This window comes from Segatella hominis (assembly GCF_004535825.1).
In the GTDB taxonomy this organism is placed as follows: domain Bacteria; phylum Bacteroidota; class Bacteroidia; order Bacteroidales; family Bacteroidaceae; genus Prevotella; species Prevotella hominis.
The window spans coordinates 50,597-73,476 of sequence record NZ_SGVY01000017.1 but is presented as its reverse complement, the minus strand read 5'-3'; the positions used below and the strand labels follow the sequence as shown (position 1 = coordinate 73,476).

Below are 22,880 nucleotides of genomic sequence, written 5' to 3'. Positions count from 1 at the left end.
AGTTTTGCTTGTCTTCTTTTCGCAACACTAAGGTAAGTGAAAATTCTGACATGGCAAAATCCTGGGCAACTTTTTGTTGCTCAGGCACTTATAAATAATGTTAAACTATAGTGTTGCGGAATTAAGGAATACTTGAAATCACATTGGGGATTTGGGGTGATTTTTTTTCTGAGACTTCTGTGTACTACATTTTGTTTTTGAATATGACCCTATTGTATATCAAGCAATTAGGATGAAAACATAGCCGAAAAATCATGAAAATCCCATTGCATTTTTCATCGTAAAACGCTTAATAATTCTTAAAGAACATAGGTAACATACTTAAATATCATTTTTTTTTTGTATTTTCGCAAATTAAAAGAATGAAAATATGGCTTCACTTAAGAGTATATATATAAAGAACTACAAGGCATTCCAAAAGGAGCAACTTTTGGAGGTTAGACCTGTTACGGTTCTCATAGGAAAGAATAGTAGCGGAAAAAGTTCTATCATGAAACTTTTGCCGCTATTTCAAAAGGCAACATCAGAAATTATGACTGCACCATTAATGCTGTCAAACAACGGTGTCGCCTTAGGAAGTAGATATGAAGAACTATTTTATAATTATAGTCTGATGGATCTTAGCCTCGGTTTGAATTTCGACAACGGCAATAGTTTCAAGGTTACCTATGCCATCAATAACGGACAATTATTTGTGTATAACTATGAGGTTACAAGTAAGGGCAATAAATTTCAAGAGCAGGTATCTCTTGAGGGATTTCCTATACTTAAAGGATTAAAATTTCCTAAAGCAACCGAGAAGTTGAAAATCTCAGCCGAAAGTTTGTCTTTGAATGCAGACTATATAGGACCAATAAGAATTAGCGCACCAAAGGAGATTTCTTTTGAGGGAAACAACGATATTACCTCTGTAGGTCTTAAAGGAGAAAATGCCTATTCAGCATTATTGAACTCTTACCTCAGTGACGGAAAACTTTTCGAGGAAGTTTCAAAATGGTTTGAGAAAAATTTGGAAGGGCAGAAATTGAGTTTTAAGCAAAATGGTCCTTCCACAGGAAGCTATAGCCTTTACGTTCGTCATGAAGATATTGATGTCAACATATCACAAGTGGGACAAGGCTTGAGTCAAGTACTACCGATCATTGTTGCTTCATTCTTAAATAACAATGTGGATATTTTAGGGATAGAACAGCCAGCATTACACTTGCACCCTGCTGCTCATGCTAATGTGGCATACCGTATTGCAGAATCAGCAAAACTGCTCAATAAGAAATATTTGATAGAATCCCATTCTGAAAACTTCATATTGGGATTAAGAAATCTTGTTGCCAATCATGATGTTGACTTCTCATCGGATGACGTAATTATATACTACGTAAATCATGATGATACGGGGGCCGTTTTGGACAAGATCGAAATTCTGCCCAATGGAGAATTGACGACATGGCCTGTAGGCATTTTTAGTGAGAGTTTTGATTTGATGTCTGAAATTATGGAGCATAATCTATGATAGTGAGTATAAGTTATAATTATGCTGCAGAAAGCATTTCCAAGCAGGATCTTTCCGACAAATGCGCATTAATCATGCGTTATGGCCATTACATAAGTTGCGATAGCAAAACAAGGTTGTTTATTTGCAATACTATCAAAGAATACGGCAGTAAGACCCAGTCAGACTTAATGTTAATATACAAAGGCTTTGACATTACCCAGGAATGCCGTACTTATTTGACAACAATAGACTTGGCAGTCTATAGCCAAGATTTACAAAAGCTAATAGAACTTCCTTCTGAGATATTAATAGAAAATGCGCCATACGAATGGGATTTGTATAAATTGCTACCAGAGATTTATAAACATGATTCACAATTCAAAAACATGTTTGCCCTTCTCTCGAAAGCAATGAAATGCAATCACATAGTTCCATTCCATGGTGGTGGATTTAATCAATATCATCTGCTGTTACAACAAAAGGACTCATCTTCTTATGCCAACGTCTACCAAATGAAATGTTGTGCTATCTTTGATAGAGATACAGATGACGCAGTGTCATTTTCACCCAAAAAGAATTCACTGTTTCATTTTCTTTGTGGAAAAAAAGCTGAGCAGATGAATGATACAGATGTATATACCCTCAAACAACCAGGTGGGTGGACATGGCACATGTGGTACAAAAGAGCTGTTGAAAATTATTTTCCAAAAGAAAAATATTTGGAATTAGGAGTAAATGTGAATGAAGCGGAAACTTCTGCTTATGGATATGACTACTATAACATAGGCAATATTCATGGATACAAAAAAAACATGGTTACAGATTTATCCCACCGAATGTCAAGAGCTGATTTTGAAAAGAAAGCAAAACATTTTAATGTAAAAGGAGTACAGATGTCTGAAATTCAGCTTCTTCTCCTTAAATTCGTAAAATTAATATAGTATATGGCTAGTATTTCTATAAAACCAGAACGTGAGTACCTTAGAGAAATAGCTGCAAAAATTAAAAATGGCAGATATGCGATTCCAGTTTTTCAACGTGACTTCGTCTGGAAAAAAGAACAGGTTTTAGACCTTTTTGATAGCATCAGCAAGGGATATCCTATAGGTTCTATTATTCTGTGGAAACCAGAAGAAAACCATGATTCAAGGGCTAAAGATATCATTTCAGATAAGATAATAAATGTTTCTTCACCCGAATTTTATGTACTTGATGGACGCCAACGCTTAACAACATTCTACGGCTGTGTCACCAAACTTGAAGCTAAGGAAGATGTACTCAAAATTGTTTACAACTTAGACAAGGATTGCTTCGAATATGCAAGAGGAAGGAGCAAAGATTACATCATGGAATTACCTGATGTATATGATACACTATCCTTACTCACTTGTTTGCAAAAATTAATGTCATCTATTTCCGACAAGGAAAAATTAGCTACATATGTAGATCGTGCAAAAGCCATGAATGCAAGACTTCAAAGCTATGAAATTGGAGAAGTACAGATAGAAAATTGCAGTTTGGATGAAGCAGGAACTGTTTTCTCACGAATCAACTCAAAGGGCACCGATATATCAAAAGTATCTATGCTCCAAGCTATCTATTATAAAGACGAACGAACACCTTTGCTTTCAGATGAAATCAATGATTTGATTAGTTCTCTAGCTGCATATGGTTTTGAAGATTTGCGACAGGATGATATATTGAACTGTTGCTGCCGCTATATCGGAAAGAACTTCTATGATAGCAATATTATGGAAGATTTGGTAAAGAATGACTTAACTCAACATTTGGACTCCATAAAATCTGATGTAACCAAAGCAGTTTCCTTTTTACATGACGAATGTGGTGTACTCTCATATAAGATGTTACCATACGCCAAGCAATTAGTTGGTATAACCAACTTCTTCAAAGAAATCAAGGAACCTTCCGAAAGTCAAATTAAAGAGTTAAAGAAATGGTTTTTTTATACAACAGTTTGTCAGTCTTTTCAAAATAGTTCTCTGACAGCTGTAAGACCAATTTTCAGAGACTTAGACAAATTTATCAAGGGAGAAAGTCAAGATGCTGTAGAGAAATATGGGAACATTCAGATTCCATATTTGGATTTTCGCTTCTCTACACAATCTGCACTTAGCAACTTGTTGATGATAACTTTGGCAAATATCTACGTCAAAAGAAGTGCAGCTTCAGACTTGGCATATATAGGTCAGGGAAAATTGCTACAAGATTCACCTGTAGGAATATTTCTCTTTTTAAATAGTCAGGACAAGCAAATTTTCTCACATATTATAAATGGAGGAGACTTAGATTTTATTGATTTTGAAAAATATGCCTTAACACAAGACATGCTTAAATTATTAAAAGAAGGCAATTTTAACGATTTTAAACGTCAAAGAGATTTATTGCTTGTAAATGCAGAAAAAGAACTGCTACAACAAGTTGGTTTGTTGGTAGAATAATAATAAGAGTTTAATAGACACATATCGTAAACGGCAGGGTGTTTCACAACAGCCTGCCGCTACGACATAATATAATTGATTTTTTCAAAATCCAATTAAAATTAATTCTTTAAACAAAATTCTCTTTTATTGGAGTTTTATACTAACTTTGCACACAAATTCAGCTGCTTCGCTACACTCCGCTACAAGCCGCTACAACGTAGATACAGTTTTCAGATCTCACTTTTTTTGCAGATAAGTATCTGATAATCAGCAACGCTACATATAGCTACACTTTTATTGCCAGCAAAAGGCACATGGAACAGAGAAAACCGAAGTTGTCTGATTAGAAAATAGGATGCATTATGTGTCCCATGATTGGATATTTGAAATATAACTTAACAATGATGTAAAAATATGCAAACGACATAATAAGAAAGCAAACAGAGCCATTTGATGGCACGGCGAAAAGTATTGAGAATCTCAACAAAACAACCTTTTTTTACCGCCTATTCAGGTAGTTTACAACGGCAAAAATCGACAACAAAAATCTGAAAATAGATAAAAGTATTAATCCAAATCACTACATATCAATGAATTAAAGTTGGTCGTCCGTGGACGAATTACGGACGAAAACTGATTAAAACGCTGGATTTTCTCAGAAGACAGCATCTGAATATCAGATAGTACCGAGAGGTACCGGGGGTTAGAATCACTCTCTCTCCGCAATTACCCGATAGATCGTTTAAATCATTTTTAAGACGAAAAGAATATGAAGAGATATTATACAGCATTAACTATAGCAGGCTCTGACAGTTGTGGTGGAGCAGGCATTCAGGCTGACATAAAAACGATGTCTGCCCTGGGCGTATATGCTTCCTCTGCGATTTCAGCCATCACGGTGCAGAATACCACCGGCGTGTTTGGAATCCAAAAAGTTGAACCGGAAATTGTAAGCGGACAAATCGAAGCTGTCATGGATGATATTCACCCTCAAGCCATCAAGATAGGAATGGTTAACGACGGCGAAACCATACATGCAATAGCAGAAACGCTCAAAAAATACTTAACTGCGGCGCCAGATAAGCAACAAGCGTCTGCCCCTACCCATTCCTTCCAGCTAATCATCGACCCGGTGATGGTTTCCACAAGCGGTTGCCAACTCATGCAGAAAGATGCGCTGGAGATATTCATAGAAGAACTCCTACCACTTGCCTCCCTGCTCACTCCGAATATTCCAGAAGCAGAAATCCTCGCAGGAAGGAAAATCCAGAACGTGGACGATATCAGGAAAGCAGCCGCATCCATTATCCAATTGGGGTGCAACAACGTTCTTATCAAAGGCGGTCACTTTGAAGGAAAAGAAAAGATGGATTATCTTTTCGAGAACAAACAGCATCAAGAAGCCAACAAACAGGAACATACAGGCGATATCAGAGAAACTGCAATCTATAAAGGTGCAACAGTAAATACATGCAATACGCACGGAACAGGTTGCACGCTCTCTTCTGCCATCACCTCTTATCTTGCTCGCGGATACAATATGGAAGAAGCCATCTCTTCTGCTAAGGCTTATCTATCGGATGCCATCGAAGCTGGAAAAGACGTAAAGATCGGTGAAGGACATGGACCTGTCAATCACTTCCATGCACCTCAAAAACTATACATTCTAACAGATGAACCCATCATATCTGATAAGACCGAGAAATGAAAAGAATAGTAATCACATTGCCCCACTTCATTAAAGATGAGGCTACCTATATCAACCAGTTGTTTGAATCGGGTATTGACTTGCTCCATTTCAGGAAACCCGAGTCATCCCAAGCTGATTGCGAAAAGCTGTTGAAGACCATACCAGAAAAATGGTATTCACGGATTGTGATACACGATCATTTTGAGCTCTGCATGAAATATCATCTACACGGTATTCATCTCAATCGCAGGAACCATCAAATTCCAGCCAACTTCACAGGAAGCATCTCCCGTTCATGCCATTCTCTGGATGAAGTCAGAGAAGCCTTAGCATTCCATTATGATTACGTATTCCTCAGTCCTATCTACGACAGCATATCCAAGCAAGGTTACTGTCATGCTTTCACATCAGAGCAACTGACAGAAGCAGCAAAAGAAGGAATCATCAACGAGCGGGTATTTGCACTTGGCGGAATAACAGAAGCTAATATTCCACAATTAGAAGCATGGCACTTTGGTGGGGCAGCCATGCTTGGAAATGTCTGGAATCAACTGGTCAAACAATAGTATGTAGAAAGGAACACACCCAAGTATACGATATAGAAAAAAACGATGTTTGTCTTGTCTGGACAAACACCGTTTTTATTTTTTTCCTTACGATGAAATCAGTTTATTTTCTCAGGAATTTCTGAGCAACCAGACTTCCATCCCTACCAAGGATTCTAACCACATAAACACCCTTAGAAAGACTGGCTATATTCACAAACTGGGAATCAGAACTTTCAGCAACCTTCTGACCACCCATTCCATATACTTGAAGAGAAGCAATTTCACCATAGACAATCAGACCATTGGTAGTCTGATACATCTGATAAGACTTCTGTGTCTTGGTTTCTGATACGATATCCTGAATGCCATTAACCACGTTACCATTCTCATCAACTTCCTGATAAACACCAAGAGTCAAATCAGTAAGATACATATCACCTCCACCATTGTTAGTTAAAGTCACAACAATCGGCTTTTTCTCTATCTTTTTACCAATCTTAGCAGCAACATCTACGAAAGCAACACCTTCGCTTAAAGAAACAGACGCGGTGCCTGAATTGGAGTTATCCACATAATGCCAGGCTATATTCAGAGTACGACCTCCAGTACAATAAACATTAGACTGCAACTGCGCAAGCGATTCGAGCGTAAATTCCACACAGGTTCCTTTTGGCAAACGATAAGCACCATAAGTTGCAGAATATTTCTTACCCCGTGCAGTATTTTCATCCACATAAGTTACGGAAGACTTACCATCGCTTGATTTTCCGTAATATTTAGGAAGTACACCTGCCGCATTGCCATCAGTAATATATTTCTTCACATTGCTATCCAAAACATCATCCTGGAAAAGGTAATTATTAACCACAGTAGCAATCTGATAATATTTACCATCATCAGTATTATCAACCTCGGCATCCTCAACAGTTCCATCGTTCACAGGCATCTGCAACGTATAGGCATTGTCATTACCTCCAAACTCATAAGGACCATAATCAGGAGCCTTGCCCACGTATGGAATATTGAGTGTGACAGACCAGTTCTGAGGAACATTGTCGGCATATTCATAAGCAGTCTTGTGAGCATCTATAGTCTTGAAATCCGTAATAGGAGTGGCTGTATCTATCAGTTTACTGCCAGCTTTCAATCTACCAAACTTCAAAGGAAGTTCACCATTCTCCTGACGGTCTCCTATAGCCGTTTCATAACTGAGATCCTCATATTCAGAAGCATAATTACCAATCGTCTTAGAATAAGAAGTTCCGTTACTACTTGCTTTCTCACCCATCGGATTGGTATGATCGAGAGTAGTCCAAGTACAATAATCAATATCAGGAGCAATGGTAAAGGCCGAATTACGCTCCATCTTCTGCGAACCATAAGCGAAGCCCACACAGTTGCGAAGTACCCAATTTCCATAATCAGGTTCCTCCATATTATAACCGTAATTGATACCATTGCCAAAAGAAAGGTCATTGATCAGGTAAGAACCCTCACGATGATGATTCTGATCGAATCCTTTCTTGGCATGGAAAGCCGCAATACAGTTCTTAAACACATGAGCACCTGTTGAGGTTCCACCTTGTTTACAACCACCCATCTTAAATCCGTTGGCATTGCCCTTGTCAAAACCATTGTTAAGAACCCAACAGTTATCTACAACAATAGGGAAAACCGTATAATACAAATCCCATCCATCATCAGAATTATGCCAAGCACGACAACCATGGAACTCATTGCCAGGACCAGGATACAATTTGATAGCAAATCCATCTGCATTTCCACCATTGGTCCAAGGATCATGATTATCGAAAGCATCACAATTCACAATGATATTATAACGTCCATATTTGAACTCGGTATTACGCGTATTGTTTCCCTTGGAGTCTTTACCAAATCCCTGTTGCAGACCCGTATCTTCATTGCCGTAGAAGCGACAGAGTTCTACCACGCAGTAAGAACCCTCCAATTTCATACCATTATCAGCAGCATGGCAAAAATCCAATCCACGATAATGCCAGTAGTTTGCGCCGATATTATGCATCACTCCACGATAAGAAGCAGCTTCAGTAGATGTAGAGCGAGGTTGACCAGAGAAATCAAAAACAGGGCGTTCTGTATCACCAGGATAGGCGAAGACACAGATTCGCTTGTCAGCCGTACCCGTCTGATTTACCTTGATCGTTTGGGAGAGATGGTAAGTTCCTCCTCTTACATAAAGGACATCACCTGCCTTCAGGGCGGCAAAAGCCTTGATCGGATCACCGAATGGTTTGTCAATTGTCATACCATTACCAGTTCCACCTGGTGCCAAATAATAATCTTTGGCAGATACTTCCATAGAAGCAAGAAGACATAATCCCATGAGAGATGCCTTCATCAAAAATTTTGTTTTCATTTTTGTTTGAGTAGTTATTATTTAAGTTCGATTTACAATTATGCATAGTTAGCAGTCACAAAGATATAACAATTTGGTGAATTCTATTAAAAAGTAGGTATTTTTTAAGATTTAATAAACATTGCGGAATAAATATCCAATCAACCAAGGAGAAAAATAATGCTAATTTTCTTCGGTAAATCAGAATTTTGCAGTAACTTTGCACAAAAATTTTCGAAACAAGAAATGATTTATCCAGATAATTTTGAACAAAAGATAGGATTTAATGAAATCCGAACCATGTTGCGCGAACGCTGTCTTTCCACCCTCGGCAAGGAACAGGTGGAGAAAATGGGATTCAGCGACCATGCAGAAACGGTAAACGAATGGCTCATGCAAGTGCGTGAGTTCAGACAACTCATCTCTGAAGTAGAGGACTTTCCGCTACAATATTTCTACGATGTGAGAGAGAGCATCGTACGTATCCGCATAGAAAATACCCATCTGGAGGAAAATGAACTTTTCGATCTTCGCCGTTCACTTTCAACCATTGAAAGCATCGTGAAAATCCTCAACCACAGCGATGAAGACGACAGTCATGCTGAAGAAAACGACGGTTGGCGCAGGGAGAAGAAATATACATATCCAGCCTTGCACCGCTTGGCAAAAGACGTGATAACATTTCCTCAGATTATTCAGCGCATCGATCAGATATTGGATAAATACGGAAAGATACGTGACAATGCTACACCGGAATTGCTGCAGATCAGAAGAGAACTTGCAAAGACCGAAGGAAGCATTTCGCGTACCTTATATAGTATATTACGTTCTGCACAAAGCGAAGGTGTGGTTGAAAAGGATGTAACTCCTACGCTTCGTGACGGCAGACTGGTGATTCCGGTGATACCTACGCTGAAAAAGAAAATCAAAGGTATCGTACATGACGAGAGTGCCACCGGTAAGACCGTATTCATTGAACCGACAGAAGTGGTGGAAGCCAACAACCGTGTACGCGAACTGGAAGGCGAAGAGCGCAAGGAAATCATCCGCATCCTCACAAACTTTACCAATAAGGTACGCCCATACGTACGCGAGATGATGGACAGCTATCGATTTTTAGCTAAAATAGACCTGACACAGGCAAAGGCTAAAATAGCAGAAATCTTCAAGGCAATAGAACCGGAAGTTGAAGACCACCCACATATTGACTGGATACGAGCCATTCACCCACTCCTCCAGATCTCTCTGGAGAAGAAAGGCGAAAAGGTAGTACCACTCGACATTATATTAACGCAAGAAAAAAGGATACTGATCATATCCGGTCCTAATGCCGGTGGTAAATCCGTCTGTCTGAAAACCGTAGGACTGCTACAATATATGTTGCAGTGCGGTCTGAGCATCCCAGTAAGCGAACGCTCTAAGACGGGCGTATTCCAGAATATCATGATTGATATCGGTGACGAACAGAGTCTGGAGAACGATCTCAGTACCTACTCTTCCCACCTCCTCAACATGAAAAATATGATGAGGGCTGCCAACAACAGTACCATCATATTGATAGATGAGTTCGGTACGGGTACAGAACCTGGCATTGGCGGTGCCATAGCAGAAGCGGTGCTCGACAAATTCTGCAAGCAACAAGCCTATGGTGTCATAACAACCCACTACCAGAATCTGAAACATTTTGCAGACAGTCATGAAGGAGTAGCCAATGGAGCCATGCTCTACGACCGCCATGAGATGAAAGCATTATTCCAGTTGGCCATCGGGCGTCCAGGTTCTTCTTTCGCCATTGAGATAGCCCGCAAAATCGGTTTGCCAGAGGAAGTCATCAAAGAAGCCAGCGACATTGTAGGTTCTGAATACATCCAGAGCGATAAATACCTGCAGGATATCGTAAGAGACAAGCGCTACTGGGAAAACAAGCGACAGAGCATACACCAGCGTGAAAAGGATATGGAGAAGACGATCTCCAAATACGAGAGCGACATAGAGGAAATAGAAAAAAGTCGCAAGCAGATTCTCGCCAAGGCAAAGCAGCAGGCAGAAGAACTTCTCAAGGAAAGCAATAAGAAGATAGAGAATGCCATCCGGGAAATTCGCAAGAATCAGGCTGAGAAAGAAGAAACCAAGCGCATTCGTCAAGAACTGGATGCATTCAAACAGGAAATGCAAGAGATTGACACAAAGGACAATGATGACAAGATTGCCCGCAAGATAGCGCAGATACAGCAACGAAAAGAACGCCACGCCAAACGAAAGGCTGAAAAGGCACAGAATCAGGAGAAAGCTGCTGCCGCCCTTCGCAATGCACAGAACAAGTCACAGGCCGAAAGCAACAAGGAGTTGAAAGAAGGTGACACCGTGCGCATCAAGGGACTCACTACCGTGGGCAAGATCGAAAGCATCTCTGGCGACATGGCCACCGCTGTCTTTGGAGGTATGAAAACAAAAATGCGCCTCAGCAGACTGGAACATGCCACTGCTTCTACAGAAAAGGATAAGACAGAAGAAAGAAAAGAGAATTTAGCTTCATATGGCATTAGCAAGGAGACACGCAAGACAATTGATGCCCATAAGAGTAATTTCCACCAGGACCTTGATGTAAGAGGTATGCGTGGAGACGAAGCACTCAATGCGGTTCAGCACTTTATTGATGACGCCATATTGGTGGGAATGCCTCGCGTAAGAATCCTGCATGGAAAAGGAAACGGTATTCTGCGCCAACTCATCAGACAGTATGTGAGCAGTATCCCAAATGTGGTACATTACGCTGACGAACATGTGCAATTTGGTGGAGCAGGCATTACTGTCGTCGATTTCTAAAGCGATTTTGAGTCTGTTTTTCTAAACAAATGTTAAAGACCAAAACTTTTCTGAGAAAAGTTTTGGTCAATACAAAATAAAGCCGTACCTTTGCACCCGCTTAAAAGCAATAAGCATTTTAAAGCACATTGAGACGGACAAGTCTCATACGACCAGCTCCCTCGGAATCCCCCAGGATAGGAACATAGCAAGGGTACTTGGTTGTAGCGGTGCGATATGAATCGCTTGTCCACCCGCCTCTTTAGCTCAGTTGGCCAGAGCACGTGATTTGTAATCTCGGGGTCGTTGGTTCGAATCCGACAAGAGGCTCAAAAAGGAACTTTCTTCATGGAAGTTCCTTTTTTGTTTTTATAGACTTTTATAAACAAACTGATACCTTTATCATATACAGACAGATTTCTCCCCTCTCTCCTATTTTCGGGCAACTTTTTGACAAACAATACAAAATATATATAAAAATAAAGGAAATATTGTCGGTATGTGCAGAAATTTACGTAATTTTGCAAGATAGTATAAGAAATACAGCAAGAATTATTTCATAAACATATCATTATAAAAATAGCTAAAGGAAAATAATCAAAATGATAGATGTAGTAAAGATTACACAAACAAAAGCTTTTGCCAGACAGGACGGAGCCATTTTGGGCGCTGTTTGGATAGCCAGTTTTGCATCCACCATGTGGTCGGTAACGCCAGGCTATGCTTTGCTTAGTTTATTGGCCAACATCTTGGCTATCAGCACTCCATTTGTGGTAGCAAAAAGACTGAAGGCATTCAGAGACAATGCATTGGATGGATCCATTTCATTCAGAAGAGGTTTATTTTATTGTGCACAAACATTCTTCAATGCTACCTTACTCCTGACCATCGTTCAATTTCTATGGTTTAAATTCCTTGATACAGGTGTTTTCATGAGCTACATCATAGACAATTACACCCTGATGCTGAAAACATACAACTTTCCAGCCAACGAGATAAAGACACTCATAGAAGCCATCAGCATGATGAAACCCATATCCTGGGCTGCAGCATTCATGATTACAGATATATTTGTTGCCATTATCCTGAGTCCAGCGATTGCAGCATTCATGAGTAGAAAACAAAAAAAAGAATAAATTATAAACCAAGAATAAAAAATGGACATAACAGTTGTTGTACCTCTATTCAATGAGGAAGAATCTTTGCCAGAACTTTATGCGTGGATAGAACGCGTAATGAAAGCCAACGACTTTAGCTTTGAGGTTATATTCGTCAACGATGGTTCTACCGACCATTCCTGGGAGGTCATCGAAGAACTTGCAGAAAAATCAGCGAACGTGAAGGGCATCAAATTCCGCCGTAACTATGGAAAAAGTCCTGCCCTATTCTGCGGATTCAAAGAAGCTCAAGGCGATGTAGTTATTACTATGGATGCAGACTTACAGGATTCTCCAGATGAGATTCCTGCACTTTATCATATGATTACAAAAGAGGGGTACGATCTGGTTTCCGGATACAAGCAGAACCGCAAACAGGGAGATCCACTCTCCAAGACGATCCCTACAAAACTCTTCAATGCCACAGCACGCAAAGTGAGTGGTATTCACAACCTGCATGACTTCAACTGCGGACTGAAAGCTTACCGTAAAGACGTCATCAAGAACATAGAGGTTTACGGAGAAATGCACAGATACATCCCATATCTGGCAAAGAACGCAGGTTTTGATAAAATCGGAGAAAAACCAGTACACCACCAAGCACGCAAATTTGGCACATCCAAATTCATGGGCTGGAACCGCTTTGTCAACGGTTATCTGGACCTGATGACACTTTGGTTCCTGAGTAACTTCGGCAAGAAGCCAATGCACGTATTCGGTTTCTTGGGCAGTGTGGTATTCTTCATAGCTTTCCTTTCCCTCATAGGATTGGGAATTGATAAGATGATAGAACTCCACCAGGGAGTATATGGACATCTCATCACAGATTCCCCATATTTCTTCATTGCCCTGACAGCCATGTTGTTAGGAAGCCAACTGTTCCTTGCTGGCTTTTTAGGCGACCTTATCAGCCGCCAGAATCCAAATCGTAATGACTATCAAATAGAAAAAGAGATAAGATGCGGAAAATAATCCCTATCATCCTGTTCGCCATCGCAACGATGGTGAGTTGTTCCACGCTCGACTGTCCACTTAACAACACGGTATATACCAAATACAAACTGGACGGAAACGTAACTCAACTCACAGGTTCATACATGACCATCTCGACAAACAAACAAGATGGTGAAGACAGCATTCTCATCAATAAGGATGAGAATGTTGATAGCTTCATGCTACCAATGAGTTACACGAATGCAGCAGACACGCTCTATTTCGAGATTCAAGATGCCCAAGAGCGCGTGTTCAAAGATACCCTCATCGTATCAAAAGACAATCATCCACATTTCGAATCAATCGATTGCAGTCCGTCCTACTTCCATACGATTACGGGAGTTACGACGACTCACCACTTGATAGATTCTGTAGTCATCAACCATAAAGACGTAAATTTTGATGCAACGAAATCTCATTTCCTCATATATTTCGGCACTCGCGATTAGCATTCTATTACTTTTCGCTAGTACCCCAACCTTTGCACAATCAAAGGTAAAGAAAGTGATTGCTCAGGCTGATACCATACCTTTATTAAGAGGCATGGCTATAAGTGTTGATGCTTTTGGAGCAGGACAGATGCTGCTTGGAGATTATGGGCAGTATGAAGCAGCCCTGCGCATCAACCTGAAAGACAAGTACTTCCCTGTCGTTGAATTAGGTTTAGGAAAAGCAGATGCCAAGGACGAAGGAACCAATCTGCACTATAAGACAAGTGCACCCTATGGTCGCATCGGTCTGGACTGGAACCTGATGAAAAACAAGCATGACATCTACCGTCTCTATGGTGGTCTGAGATACGCTTTCACTTCCTACAAATACGACCTGACAGGTCCTGAGATTACAGATCCCATCTGGGGCACGACCTCTCCATACGAAGCCAAAGATATATCCTGCAACTATCACTGGATGGAAATTCTTTTTGGTGTAGATGCCAAGATTTGGGGACCTATCAGAATGGGTTGGAGCGTAAGATACAAACGCCGCATCGCCCACAACGATGGAGAACTGGGGAATGCATGGTACGTTCCTGGATTTGGAAAACAGGGAAACTCTCGTTTTGGAGGTACATTCAACATAGCATACGAGTTTTAAAAAATCTCTAACAAATTCACAAGAAATGAACAAGAAGAAATTGATATGGCAACTTCCTTTTCTGGCAATACTGGTCATCGGTACCATCTTCATCATACGCCAGCAACACGTTACCCCTTATCAGCATGACGAGGGTTTCATCTTCGGAACCATATACCACATCACTTATCAGAGTGACGAAAACTACCAGAAAGAAATTGAGGAAGAACTACAGAAAGTAGATCAATCGCTTTCACCATTTAACAAAGGGTCTATCATTTCCAAAATCAATCGCAACGAGAACATAAAGGTTGACGAAATGTTTAAGGAAGTCTTCCTACTTGCAGAAAAAATATCCAAAGAGACCAATGGAGCATTTGATATTACCGTAGCACCAATGGTCAACACCTGGGGATTCGGATTCAAGCAGGGAAAGGCACCAAGTAAGGAGACTATAGATAGCCTCAGAGCCATAGTAGGATTCGAAAAAGTGAGTCTGGTAAATGATTATATCAAGAAACAGAATCCCAATACAATGTTGGACTGTTCAGCTATCGCAAAAGGTTACGGAAGTGATGTTGTAGCTCGCTTGCTTAAGAAGAAAGGCATTGAAAACTTTATGGTTGAAATCGGAGGCGAAGTAGTAACCTGCGGCAATAGTGAAAAAAGAGTACCTTGGCGCATTGGAGTAAATAAGCCTACGGATGATTCACTCAATACGAATACAGAACTGCAGACCGTGCTCAACGTCACAGACAAAGCCATGGCAACGAGTGGAAACTATCGTAATTTCTATTACAAAAATGGCAAGAAATATGCACATACTATCGACCCAAAAACGGGTTATCCTGTGCAACACAATATCCTCTCTGCCACTGTAATTGCCAACAATTGTGCAACAGCAGATGCATTTGCCACTTCCTTCATGGTACTGGGCATGGATGGAACGAAGAAAATTCTTGAACAGCATCCCGAACTACTCGCATACCTGATTTATTCAGATGCACAAGGGAAAAACCGAGTATGGTATTCTCCATCCATGAAAAAGATTTTAGCAGAATAGCCTGAAATCTCCATCAAAGAAAGTTAAAATAAAACTAACAAAACGGTATGGCAGAAAATAGATTATTCGACATATTACTCTCCCTTCCCCTCTTCCTCGGCATGAGCCGTAGCGACTTGCACGAGGCAGCGGGGAAGACCCGCTTTGACTTTTTAAAAGTATCAGAAGGAGAAACTATCGTAAAAGACGGGGAACGATGCCTATCACTCTTCTTTCTTCTCACAGGAGAAATCAAAGTCTTCACAGATGCAGACGACCATGGCTACAATATCGAAGAATACATATCTGCTCCCGAAATATTCCAACCCGAGAGAATCTTCGGACTCAACCAAAGATTTACCCATACGTATATTGCAAAAACCGATTGCAGTATCATGCGACTCGAAAAGCAGGAGATACTGAAACTTTCCGAATTGTTTGAGATTTTCCGTATCAACTTACTGAACTTATTTTCTGCGCAGACTCAAAAGATCAGCAGAAGAGCCCTACGTGTGCCACCCAAAAACATAGAAGAACTCATCATCCGCTTTTTTGAAGCCCGATGTGTCCGTCCGGGTGGAGAGAAAATATTCCACATCAAGATGACCCGAATGGCAAAGGAGCTCAACGACAGCAGACTTGACATTTCTAAGGCTCTGAACAATCTGGAAGCAGAAGGATTATTACACTTACAAAGAGAAAGGATTTTTATCCCAGCCCTTGAGAAACTGTTAAGTAGATAAGAAAAAAATGATGATTTGCCAAATAAGAGTGTAATATTAGTTAAATTCTCAATTACAGATAAGAGAATCACATCTTTTTTTGCTAACTTTGCACCTAAAACAAAAATAAAGTTAGTATGCTTGATGATAAGAATATAGAAAAGAGAATAAATCCATTTTTTGAATCTTATAACACACCGCACAATACGGTGCCATTCCATCGTATAAAACTTGAAGATTACGAAGAGGCTTTCATGGAGGGAATCCGTCGTGATGATGAAGCTACAGACAAGCTTATCAACGACCCCGCAGAGCCAACCTTTGAGAATACCATTGCGCGTGTAGATACAGAAAAGGGAGAACATTATTACGACCTTCTGAGTCGAGTTTCCAACGTTTTTTCCTGCATGATGAGTGCAGAAACCTGTGACGAAATGGAAGCTTTGGCACAGAAGCTAAGTCCTATCCTCACCAAGCATGCCAATGACATCACTCTGAACAAGAAGTTATTTGAAAGAATCAAGTTTGTACATGATCATCCTAATCGAGAGTTGACTGCAGAAGAACAGATGCTGCTCGATACCAGTTATGACGGTTTTGTAAGGAGTGGTGCCTTGCTCGATGAAGAAGGAAAGGAAAAACTCCGCAAACTGACAGAAGAAGCCAGTATGCTTACTCTTCAGTTTTCCCAAAATGTATTGAAGGAGAACAAAGCATATACACTGCATATAACAGACGAGGCCCAGTTGGACGGTCTTCCAAATACAGCGATAGCAGCTGCCGCCCAGAATGCCAAAGAGCAAGAAAAAGAGGGATGGATATTTACATTAGACTATCCAAGCTACTCTCCGTTCATGACTTACTCTACACAGCGAAAGTTGCGAAAGGAAATGTATATGGCACGAAATACAGAGTGTACCCATGACAACGACTCCAATAATCTGGAAATCTGCAAGCGCCTCATCAACCTTCGCCGCGAACTGGCTCAGCTGTTAGGTTTCACCACCTATGCAGACTATGTACTCAAGCATCGCATGGCAAGCAATGTAAAAAATGTCTATAAACTTCTGAATGACCTCATTGATGCCTATAAGCCAACTGCTATCAAGGAGGTCAAGGAAATCGAAGAACTGGCAAAGGAGATAGAAGGTAAGGATTTCGATATGCAGCCATGGGACTTCAGTTTCTATTCACATAAACTACAGATGAAGAAATTCAATCTGGATGCCGAAATGCTACGACCATATTTCCAGTTGGACAAAGTGATAGAGGGAGTATTCGGTCTCGCAAACAAGTTGTATGGAATCTCCTTCAAAGAAAACAAGGAAATACAGGTATATCACCCAGACGTAAAAGCATACGAGGTATTCGATAAAGACGGCAGTTATCTCGCTGTATTCTATGCAGACTTCTTCCCACGAAAGGGTAAACAAGGAGGGGCATGGATGACGGAATTCCAAGGTCAATGGATAGACCATAAAGGCAAGAATGTAAGACCTCATGTCAGCGTAGTGACTAATTTCACCAAGCCAACAGAGGAAAAGCCTGCGCTTCTGACATTAGGAGAAGTAGAGACCTTCCTACACGAATTTGGTCATAGCTTACATGGTATGTTTGCTAACACCCGTTTTGAAAGCCTTTCAGGTACGAACGTTTGGTGGGACTTCGTAGAATTACCATCCCAATTCATGGAGAACTATGCCATAGAAAAAGATTTCCTCCGCACCTTTGCCTTCCATTATGAAACAGGCGAACCTTTACCTGACGAACTGATAGAGCGCATCGTCAAAAGCCGCAACTTCATGACGGCTTATGCATGCTTGAGACAGGTAAGTTTTGGACTTCTTGATATGGCATATTACACCCAAAAAGATGCTTTCACAGACGACATCATCCCATTCGAAAAGAAAGCATGGGAAAAGGCCATGATTCTACCTCAGTTACCAGATACCTGTATGACTGTAACCTTCTCCCATATCATGGCTGGTGGATATGCGGCAGGATACTATAGCTATAAATGGGCAGAAGTACTGGACGCAGATGCATTCAGCGTTTTCAAGAAAAACGGCATCTTTGATCAAGCTACAGCAAAAAGTTTCAGAGACAATATTCTGTCTAAAGGTGGAACCGAGCATCCAATGACGCTGTATAAACGATTCCGTGGTCAAGAGCCAACAATAGATGCCCTGCTTGAGAGAAATGAAATAAAGAAAAATGGAGAATGTTAATAAAAAAATTATGGAGAACGAACTATCCAAGCAAACAAAACTGGATTTGCGATATTTAAGAATGGCACGCATTTGGGCGGAAAACAGTTATTGCAAGCGCAGACAGGTGGGTGCACTGGTAGTCAAAGACAAAATGATTATCAGTGACGGATACAATGGTACTCCAAGCGGCTTTGAGAATATCTGCGAAGAAAATGATATTACCAAGCCGTATGTTCTCCATGCAGAAGCTAATGCCATCACCAAATTGGCAAGAAGTAGCAATAATAGCGACGGCAGTACACTCTACGTTACCGCTTCTCCCTGCATAGAATGTGCCAAGCTCATCATTCAAGCAGGAATCAAGCGCGTAGTATATGCAGAAAAATACAGACTCAATGATGGAATCCAACTCATGGAAAGAGCTGGAATAAAGGTTGAATTTCTGGATATAGACAAACAAAATGCTCAAGCAGAAGCAAAGGAATAAGCTTTCATGCAGAATGCAGACAAGAGCAAATAGTAGAAATAACGTTAGTATAAAACATGAATATGAATAAAAACAAGAACAATCGATTTATGCCAATCATCATGGCCGCTTGTGTCGTGGTGGGCATATTTCTTGGCTCTTTTTTCTCCAACCACTTCTCTGGCAACCGACTCAACATCATCAATAGTGGAAGCAACCGACTCAACAATCTGCTGCACATTATAGATGACCAATATGTTGATGCTGTCAATATCGACTCGTTGGTAGATGAGGCTATTCCATTAATCTTGGCAGAATTAGACCCACACTCTGTCTATATAAGCGCAAAAGATGCGGCTGCTGCAACAGACGACCTCAAAGGTTCATTCTCCGGAGTAGGTGTAGAATTTGTCATCAGAGACGACACCATCCATATTCAGAATGTCATCCAAAACGGACCTGCAGAAAAAGCCGGTCTGCTGGCTGGTGATAAAATCGTAGCAGTAGATGGCAAACCTTTTGTGGGCAAAATAGTCACCAATCAGGAAGCGATGCACCGTCTGAAAGGTCCAAAAGACACGAAAGTCAAGATTGGTATTGTGCGTTACGGCAGTAATAAGGTACAAACTTATACTGTAACCCGTGGTGAGATTCCAACCAAGAGCGTCACCGCTGCATATATGTTGGATAACACTACTGGATATATTCGCATTAAGAATTTCGGTGAGAATACCTACCCTGAGATGCTGATCGCTTTAGCTAAGTTGTCACAGGAAGGCTTCAAAAATCTTTGCATTGACTTACGAGACAACTCCGGCGGTTATCTTTCTGCAGCTGTAAACATGGCTAATGAATTCCTGTCTGACAAGAAACTGATCGTCTATACACAGGGACGCAAGTCACCACGTCAGGAATATCGCAGCGATGGTAAAGGTTCCTATCAGAATATACCGTTGGTAGTACTGATTAATGAAGGTTCAGCTTCATCTGCAGAAATCTTTGCGGGTGCCATGCAGGACAACGACCGCGCGACAATCATCGGTCGCCGCTCTTTTGGAAAAGGTCTGGTACAACAACAGTTGGAATTCCCAGACCACAGTCTCATCCGACTGACTATTGCAAGATACTACACCCCTTCAGGACGTTGCATACAGAAGCCATATAGCATGGGTGATGATAAAGATTATGAGCAAGACTTACTGGATCGCTATCAGCATGGTGAGTTCTTCTCAAAAGACAGCATCAAGCACACAGGACCTGCCTACCATACAGGATTGGGCAGAGTGGTATATGGCGGTGGTGGTATTACACCAGACATCTTCGTACCAGAAGATACGCTGGGCATGACCTCATATTTCAAAGAAGCCAGCATGAGTGGACTGATCCTTCAATACGCATTCATCTATACGGACAATAATCGTCCTAAGCTGAATAACTTTAAGGAGATGATGGAACTTTCAGATTATCTTTCTAAACAAGACATGGTTGACAAGTTCGCTACTTATGCTGACAAGCATGGACTACAACGTCGCAATCTGCTGATAAGAAAGTCGCACAAACTTTTAGAGCGTGTGCTCAATGGACGCATCATTTACAATATGCTGAACGAGCAGGCCTGGTCTCAATACATCAATCAGGATGACCCTGTCATCAAGAAAACACTGGAAGTATTCGAAAGCCATGCGGCATTCCCTAAAAAGCCAGTGGCTGGGAAACAGAAAAAGTTATCAAAAAAAAGATAATCGAAAAAAGAAATAAGACATTGCTATCATAAGAACCGTTATTAGCATGAATAAGCAAGAACTCAGAACAGAGATACGAAATAGGAAGCGACAGTTTACCCAAGCACAACTGGGAGAGCTGTCGCTCTCTATTATTATGCAACTAAAGAAAAGCCCCCATCTAAGAAAAGCACAAACCATTCTTCTGTACTATTCTTTACCGGATGAAGTAAATACACATGAATGGATAGATGAACTCGTAGCCGAAGGGAAGAAAGTCCTGCTCCCTGTAGTTACAGACGGAGAAAATATGATCTTAAGAGAATATACAGGGAAAAAGGATCTGAAGGAAGGTAATTTTCATATCTTAGAGCCAAGCGGAACTCTATTTTCAGAAAAAAGATACGGAGAGATCGAAGTAGGAATCATTCCTGGTATGAGTTTTGATGACAAAGGACACCGACTGGGCAGAGGCAAAGGATATTACGACCGATTCTTAGAAAGGGTTCCATCCATCTATAAAATCGGAGTCTGCTATAGTTTTCAGAAAGAATCTTTAATTCCTTATGAAAAACATGATAAAGTCATGGATGAAATCATTACTGATATCTAATAGAATTTAATATCAACAATGACCTGTGCACCGGCACGTTCGTTCAGACGTTTCACCAAAAGACTACGCCCCATAGACAGGTCTGCACGCAAGGCAGGATTATGAACCTTTACGTACAGAGTCTGGTTCTTGATAAATCGCTCACTGGTATATCGGGCAATAGGCTCCCCTACCACTTCATCCCAAGAAGTTAAAAGTCTCCTTTGACGCAGAGGAGATTCCAATCCCTGACGACGCAAGAAATCTGGCAATAAGGTCTGTATGGATTGTACTTTTCTTCTAAACATGATATAAATGATTTTAATAATTAATGTGAATCAAACAGAGCATTAGTCCCAAGCCAACAGAAGCAAGGACTTTGCAACAGCGAAATAGACTTAACCCCAGAGAGAAAGAGTCTTTCTCAACTATTATTCATCAGCCCTATATCTCCACCTTCAACAGTAAATATTTTATATTCACCATCGCTTTTAGATAGGATTTTATCCAAATGATCACGATTCGTATCAGTAATGAATATCTGTCCGAAGTTATCACCAGAAACAAGTTGGACAATAGATTCTACTCTCTGCGCATCCAATTTGTCAAAGATATCGTCTAACAACAACAAAGGTGTAGTTGTAGAAGAAGTGCGGCGCAAGAAATCAAATTGAGCAAGTTTCAATGCAAGCACAAAAGTTTTATTCTGGCCTTGACTACCTTCCCGTTTCATCTGGAAATCACCAATAAGCATCTCAAGATCATCACGATGTACACCATGAAGAGAATAACCAACAGCCCGATCCTTGAATCTATCACGCTGGATAACATCCAGTAGCGGCCCACGCTGACAATGAGAGATATAGCGAAGGCTAACTATTTCCCGCTGGCCAGAAATTTGCTGATAAATCTGTTGAAAAACAGGAACCAATTCATCAACAAAAGCAAGACGTTTCTGAAAGAGCAACTCACCATTACGAGCCATCTCCTGTTCCCATATATCAAGCAAGGACGAATCAGGCTCCTCCTCCATCTTCAAAAGAGCATTACGCTGCTGGAGTGCCTTATTATAATTAGACAACAATTCTATATAAGAATGGTCATATTGAGAAATGACAACATCCATCAGGCGACGGCGCTCCTCACTTCCCCCTTCTATAAGGGAAGAATCAGAAGGGGAAACATAAATCAAGGGAACCAAACCGATATGCTGAGACAATCGCTTATACTCCTTCTTATTGCGCTTGAAATGTTTCTTCGTACCTCGCTTCATACCACAATAGATATTCTCTATATCACCCTGTTCTGTGCGATAGTTACCTTCAAGCATAAAGAAATTCTCATCATGCATGATAATCTGAGAGTCAATAGGATTATTGGCACTGCGACAAAAAGAGAGGTAATATATAGCATCCAAAAAATTAGTCTTACCTACACCGTTATGGCCGATAAGACAATTAATCTTTGGGGACAAATTCAAGTTCACTCCCTTTATATTCTTATAGTTTATGATGGAAATATTCTCTAAAATCATAGGCTCTTTATAGCTT

The 22,880-nt window shown here is 40.6% G+C and carries 19 protein-coding genes and 1 tRNA gene; 17 read left to right on the top strand and 3 right to left on the bottom strand.

Annotated features, from left to right (window positions below):
• Window positions 1-370 precede the first annotated feature (370 nt).
• The 5 genes from EXN75_RS08270 (at window position 371) to EXN75_RS08250 (ending at window position 6,189) form a co-directional block, all read left to right on the top strand.
• On the top strand, window positions 371-1,510 hold the full coding sequence (locus tag EXN75_RS08270) for an AAA family ATPase (protein WP_134843424.1): 1,140 nt from the start codon (window positions 371-373) through the stop codon (window positions 1,508-1,510).
• On the top strand, window positions 1,507-2,433 hold the full coding sequence (locus EXN75_RS08265; RefSeq protein ID WP_134843423.1) for a hypothetical protein: 927 nt from the start codon (window positions 1,507-1,509) through the stop codon (window positions 2,431-2,433). Before EXN75_RS08270 ends, EXN75_RS08265 begins: the two co-directional genes overlap by 4 nt.
• Before the next feature lie 3 nt (window positions 2,434-2,436).
• Complete coding sequence (locus EXN75_RS08260; protein ID WP_134843422.1) at window positions 2,437-3,951, top strand: DUF262 domain-containing protein; 1,515 nt, start codon at window positions 2,437-2,439, stop codon at window positions 3,949-3,951.
• 751 nt (window positions 3,952-4,702) lie between these two features.
• The gene (thiD, locus tag EXN75_RS08255) at window positions 4,703-5,641 is read left to right on the top strand and encodes a bifunctional hydroxymethylpyrimidine kinase/phosphomethylpyrimidine kinase (protein ID WP_134843421.1); all 939 of its coding nucleotides are present in this window, start codon (window positions 4,703-4,705) and stop codon (window positions 5,639-5,641) included.
• Entirely contained in the window at window positions 5,638-6,189 is a 552-nt protein-coding gene (locus EXN75_RS08250) for a thiamine phosphate synthase (RefSeq protein ID WP_134843420.1), read from the top strand. The genes thiD and EXN75_RS08250 overlap by 4 nt, the downstream gene beginning before the upstream one ends.
• 103 nt (window positions 6,190-6,292) lie before the next feature.
• Here the strand turns inward: EXN75_RS08250 and EXN75_RS08245 are convergent, their stop codons facing one another.
• Window positions 6,293-8,569: a right-handed parallel beta-helix repeat-containing protein gene (locus EXN75_RS08245; RefSeq protein WP_134843419.1), complete on the bottom strand. Its 2,277-nt coding sequence runs from the start codon at window positions 8,567-8,569 to the stop codon at window positions 6,293-6,295.
• A gap of 225 nt (window positions 8,570-8,794) precedes the next feature.
• Between EXN75_RS08245 and EXN75_RS08240 the strand changes: the two genes are divergently transcribed.
• From EXN75_RS08240 to EXN75_RS08180, 12 genes are all read left to right on the top strand, one after another.
• Window positions 8,795-11,374: an endonuclease MutS2 gene (locus EXN75_RS08240; protein WP_134843418.1), complete on the top strand. Its 2,580-nt coding sequence runs from the start codon at window positions 8,795-8,797 to the stop codon at window positions 11,372-11,374.
• Between the two features lie 235 nt (window positions 11,375-11,609).
• Window positions 11,610-11,683, top strand: a tRNA-Thr gene (locus tag EXN75_RS08230).
• 272 nt (window positions 11,684-11,955) lie between these two features.
• Entirely contained in the window at window positions 11,956-12,489 is a 534-nt protein-coding gene (locus EXN75_RS08225) for a DUF4199 domain-containing protein (protein ID WP_118116840.1), read from the top strand.
• Between the two features lie 21 nt (window positions 12,490-12,510).
• Window positions 12,511-13,482 (top strand): glycosyltransferase, encoded by a 972-nt coding sequence (locus EXN75_RS08220; protein ID WP_118116842.1) that lies wholly within the window; start codon window positions 12,511-12,513, stop codon window positions 13,480-13,482.
• Entirely contained in the window at window positions 13,470-13,952 is a 483-nt protein-coding gene (locus tag EXN75_RS08215; protein ID WP_118116845.1) for a DUF6452 family protein, read from the top strand. The genes EXN75_RS08220 and EXN75_RS08215 overlap by 13 nt, the downstream gene beginning before the upstream one ends.
• Entirely contained in the window at window positions 13,906-14,598 is a 693-nt protein-coding gene (locus EXN75_RS08210) for a DUF6048 family protein (RefSeq protein WP_134843416.1), read from the top strand. Before EXN75_RS08215 ends, EXN75_RS08210 begins: the two co-directional genes overlap by 47 nt.
• Window positions 14,599-14,623: 25 nt before the next feature.
• Entirely contained in the window at window positions 14,624-15,640 is a 1,017-nt protein-coding gene (locus EXN75_RS08205) for an FAD:protein FMN transferase (RefSeq protein ID WP_118116849.1), read from the top strand.
• A 47-nt stretch (window positions 15,641-15,687) separates the two neighbouring features.
• Window positions 15,688-16,362, top strand: coding sequence for a Crp/Fnr family transcriptional regulator (locus EXN75_RS08200; RefSeq protein WP_134843415.1), 675 nt, complete (start codon window positions 15,688-15,690; stop codon window positions 16,360-16,362).
• A gap of 116 nt (window positions 16,363-16,478) precedes the next feature.
• Window positions 16,479-18,569 carry a M3 family metallopeptidase gene (locus EXN75_RS08195; RefSeq protein WP_134843414.1) on the top strand — a complete coding sequence of 697 codons (2,091 nt, stop codon included), beginning with the start codon at window positions 16,479-16,481 and terminating at the stop codon, window positions 18,567-18,569.
• Between the two features lie 10 nt (window positions 18,570-18,579).
• Complete coding sequence (locus EXN75_RS08190; protein ID WP_118116855.1) at window positions 18,580-19,038, top strand: deoxycytidylate deaminase; 459 nt, start codon at window positions 18,580-18,582, stop codon at window positions 19,036-19,038.
• Between the two features lie 62 nt (window positions 19,039-19,100).
• The gene (locus EXN75_RS08185) at window positions 19,101-20,759 is read left to right on the top strand and encodes a S41 family peptidase (RefSeq protein ID WP_134843428.1); all 1,659 of its coding nucleotides are present in this window, start codon (window positions 19,101-19,103) and stop codon (window positions 20,757-20,759) included.
• Between the two features lie 46 nt (window positions 20,760-20,805).
• Complete coding sequence (locus EXN75_RS08180; protein WP_134843413.1) at window positions 20,806-21,351, top strand: 5-formyltetrahydrofolate cyclo-ligase; 546 nt, start codon at window positions 20,806-20,808, stop codon at window positions 21,349-21,351.
• Here EXN75_RS08180 and EXN75_RS08175 read toward each other — a convergent pair.
• Window positions 21,348-21,638, bottom strand: coding sequence for a DUF721 domain-containing protein (locus EXN75_RS08175; protein ID WP_118116860.1), 291 nt, complete (start codon window positions 21,636-21,638; stop codon window positions 21,348-21,350). The two genes, EXN75_RS08180 and EXN75_RS08175, sit on opposite strands and share 4 nt — an antisense overlap.
• 116 nt (window positions 21,639-21,754) lie before the next feature.
• A complete protein-coding gene (gene recF / locus EXN75_RS08170) occupies window positions 21,755-22,864 on the bottom strand; it encodes a DNA replication/repair protein RecF (protein WP_134843412.1) in 1,110 nt (369 codons plus the stop codon).
• Window positions 22,865-22,880 lie beyond the last annotated feature (16 nt).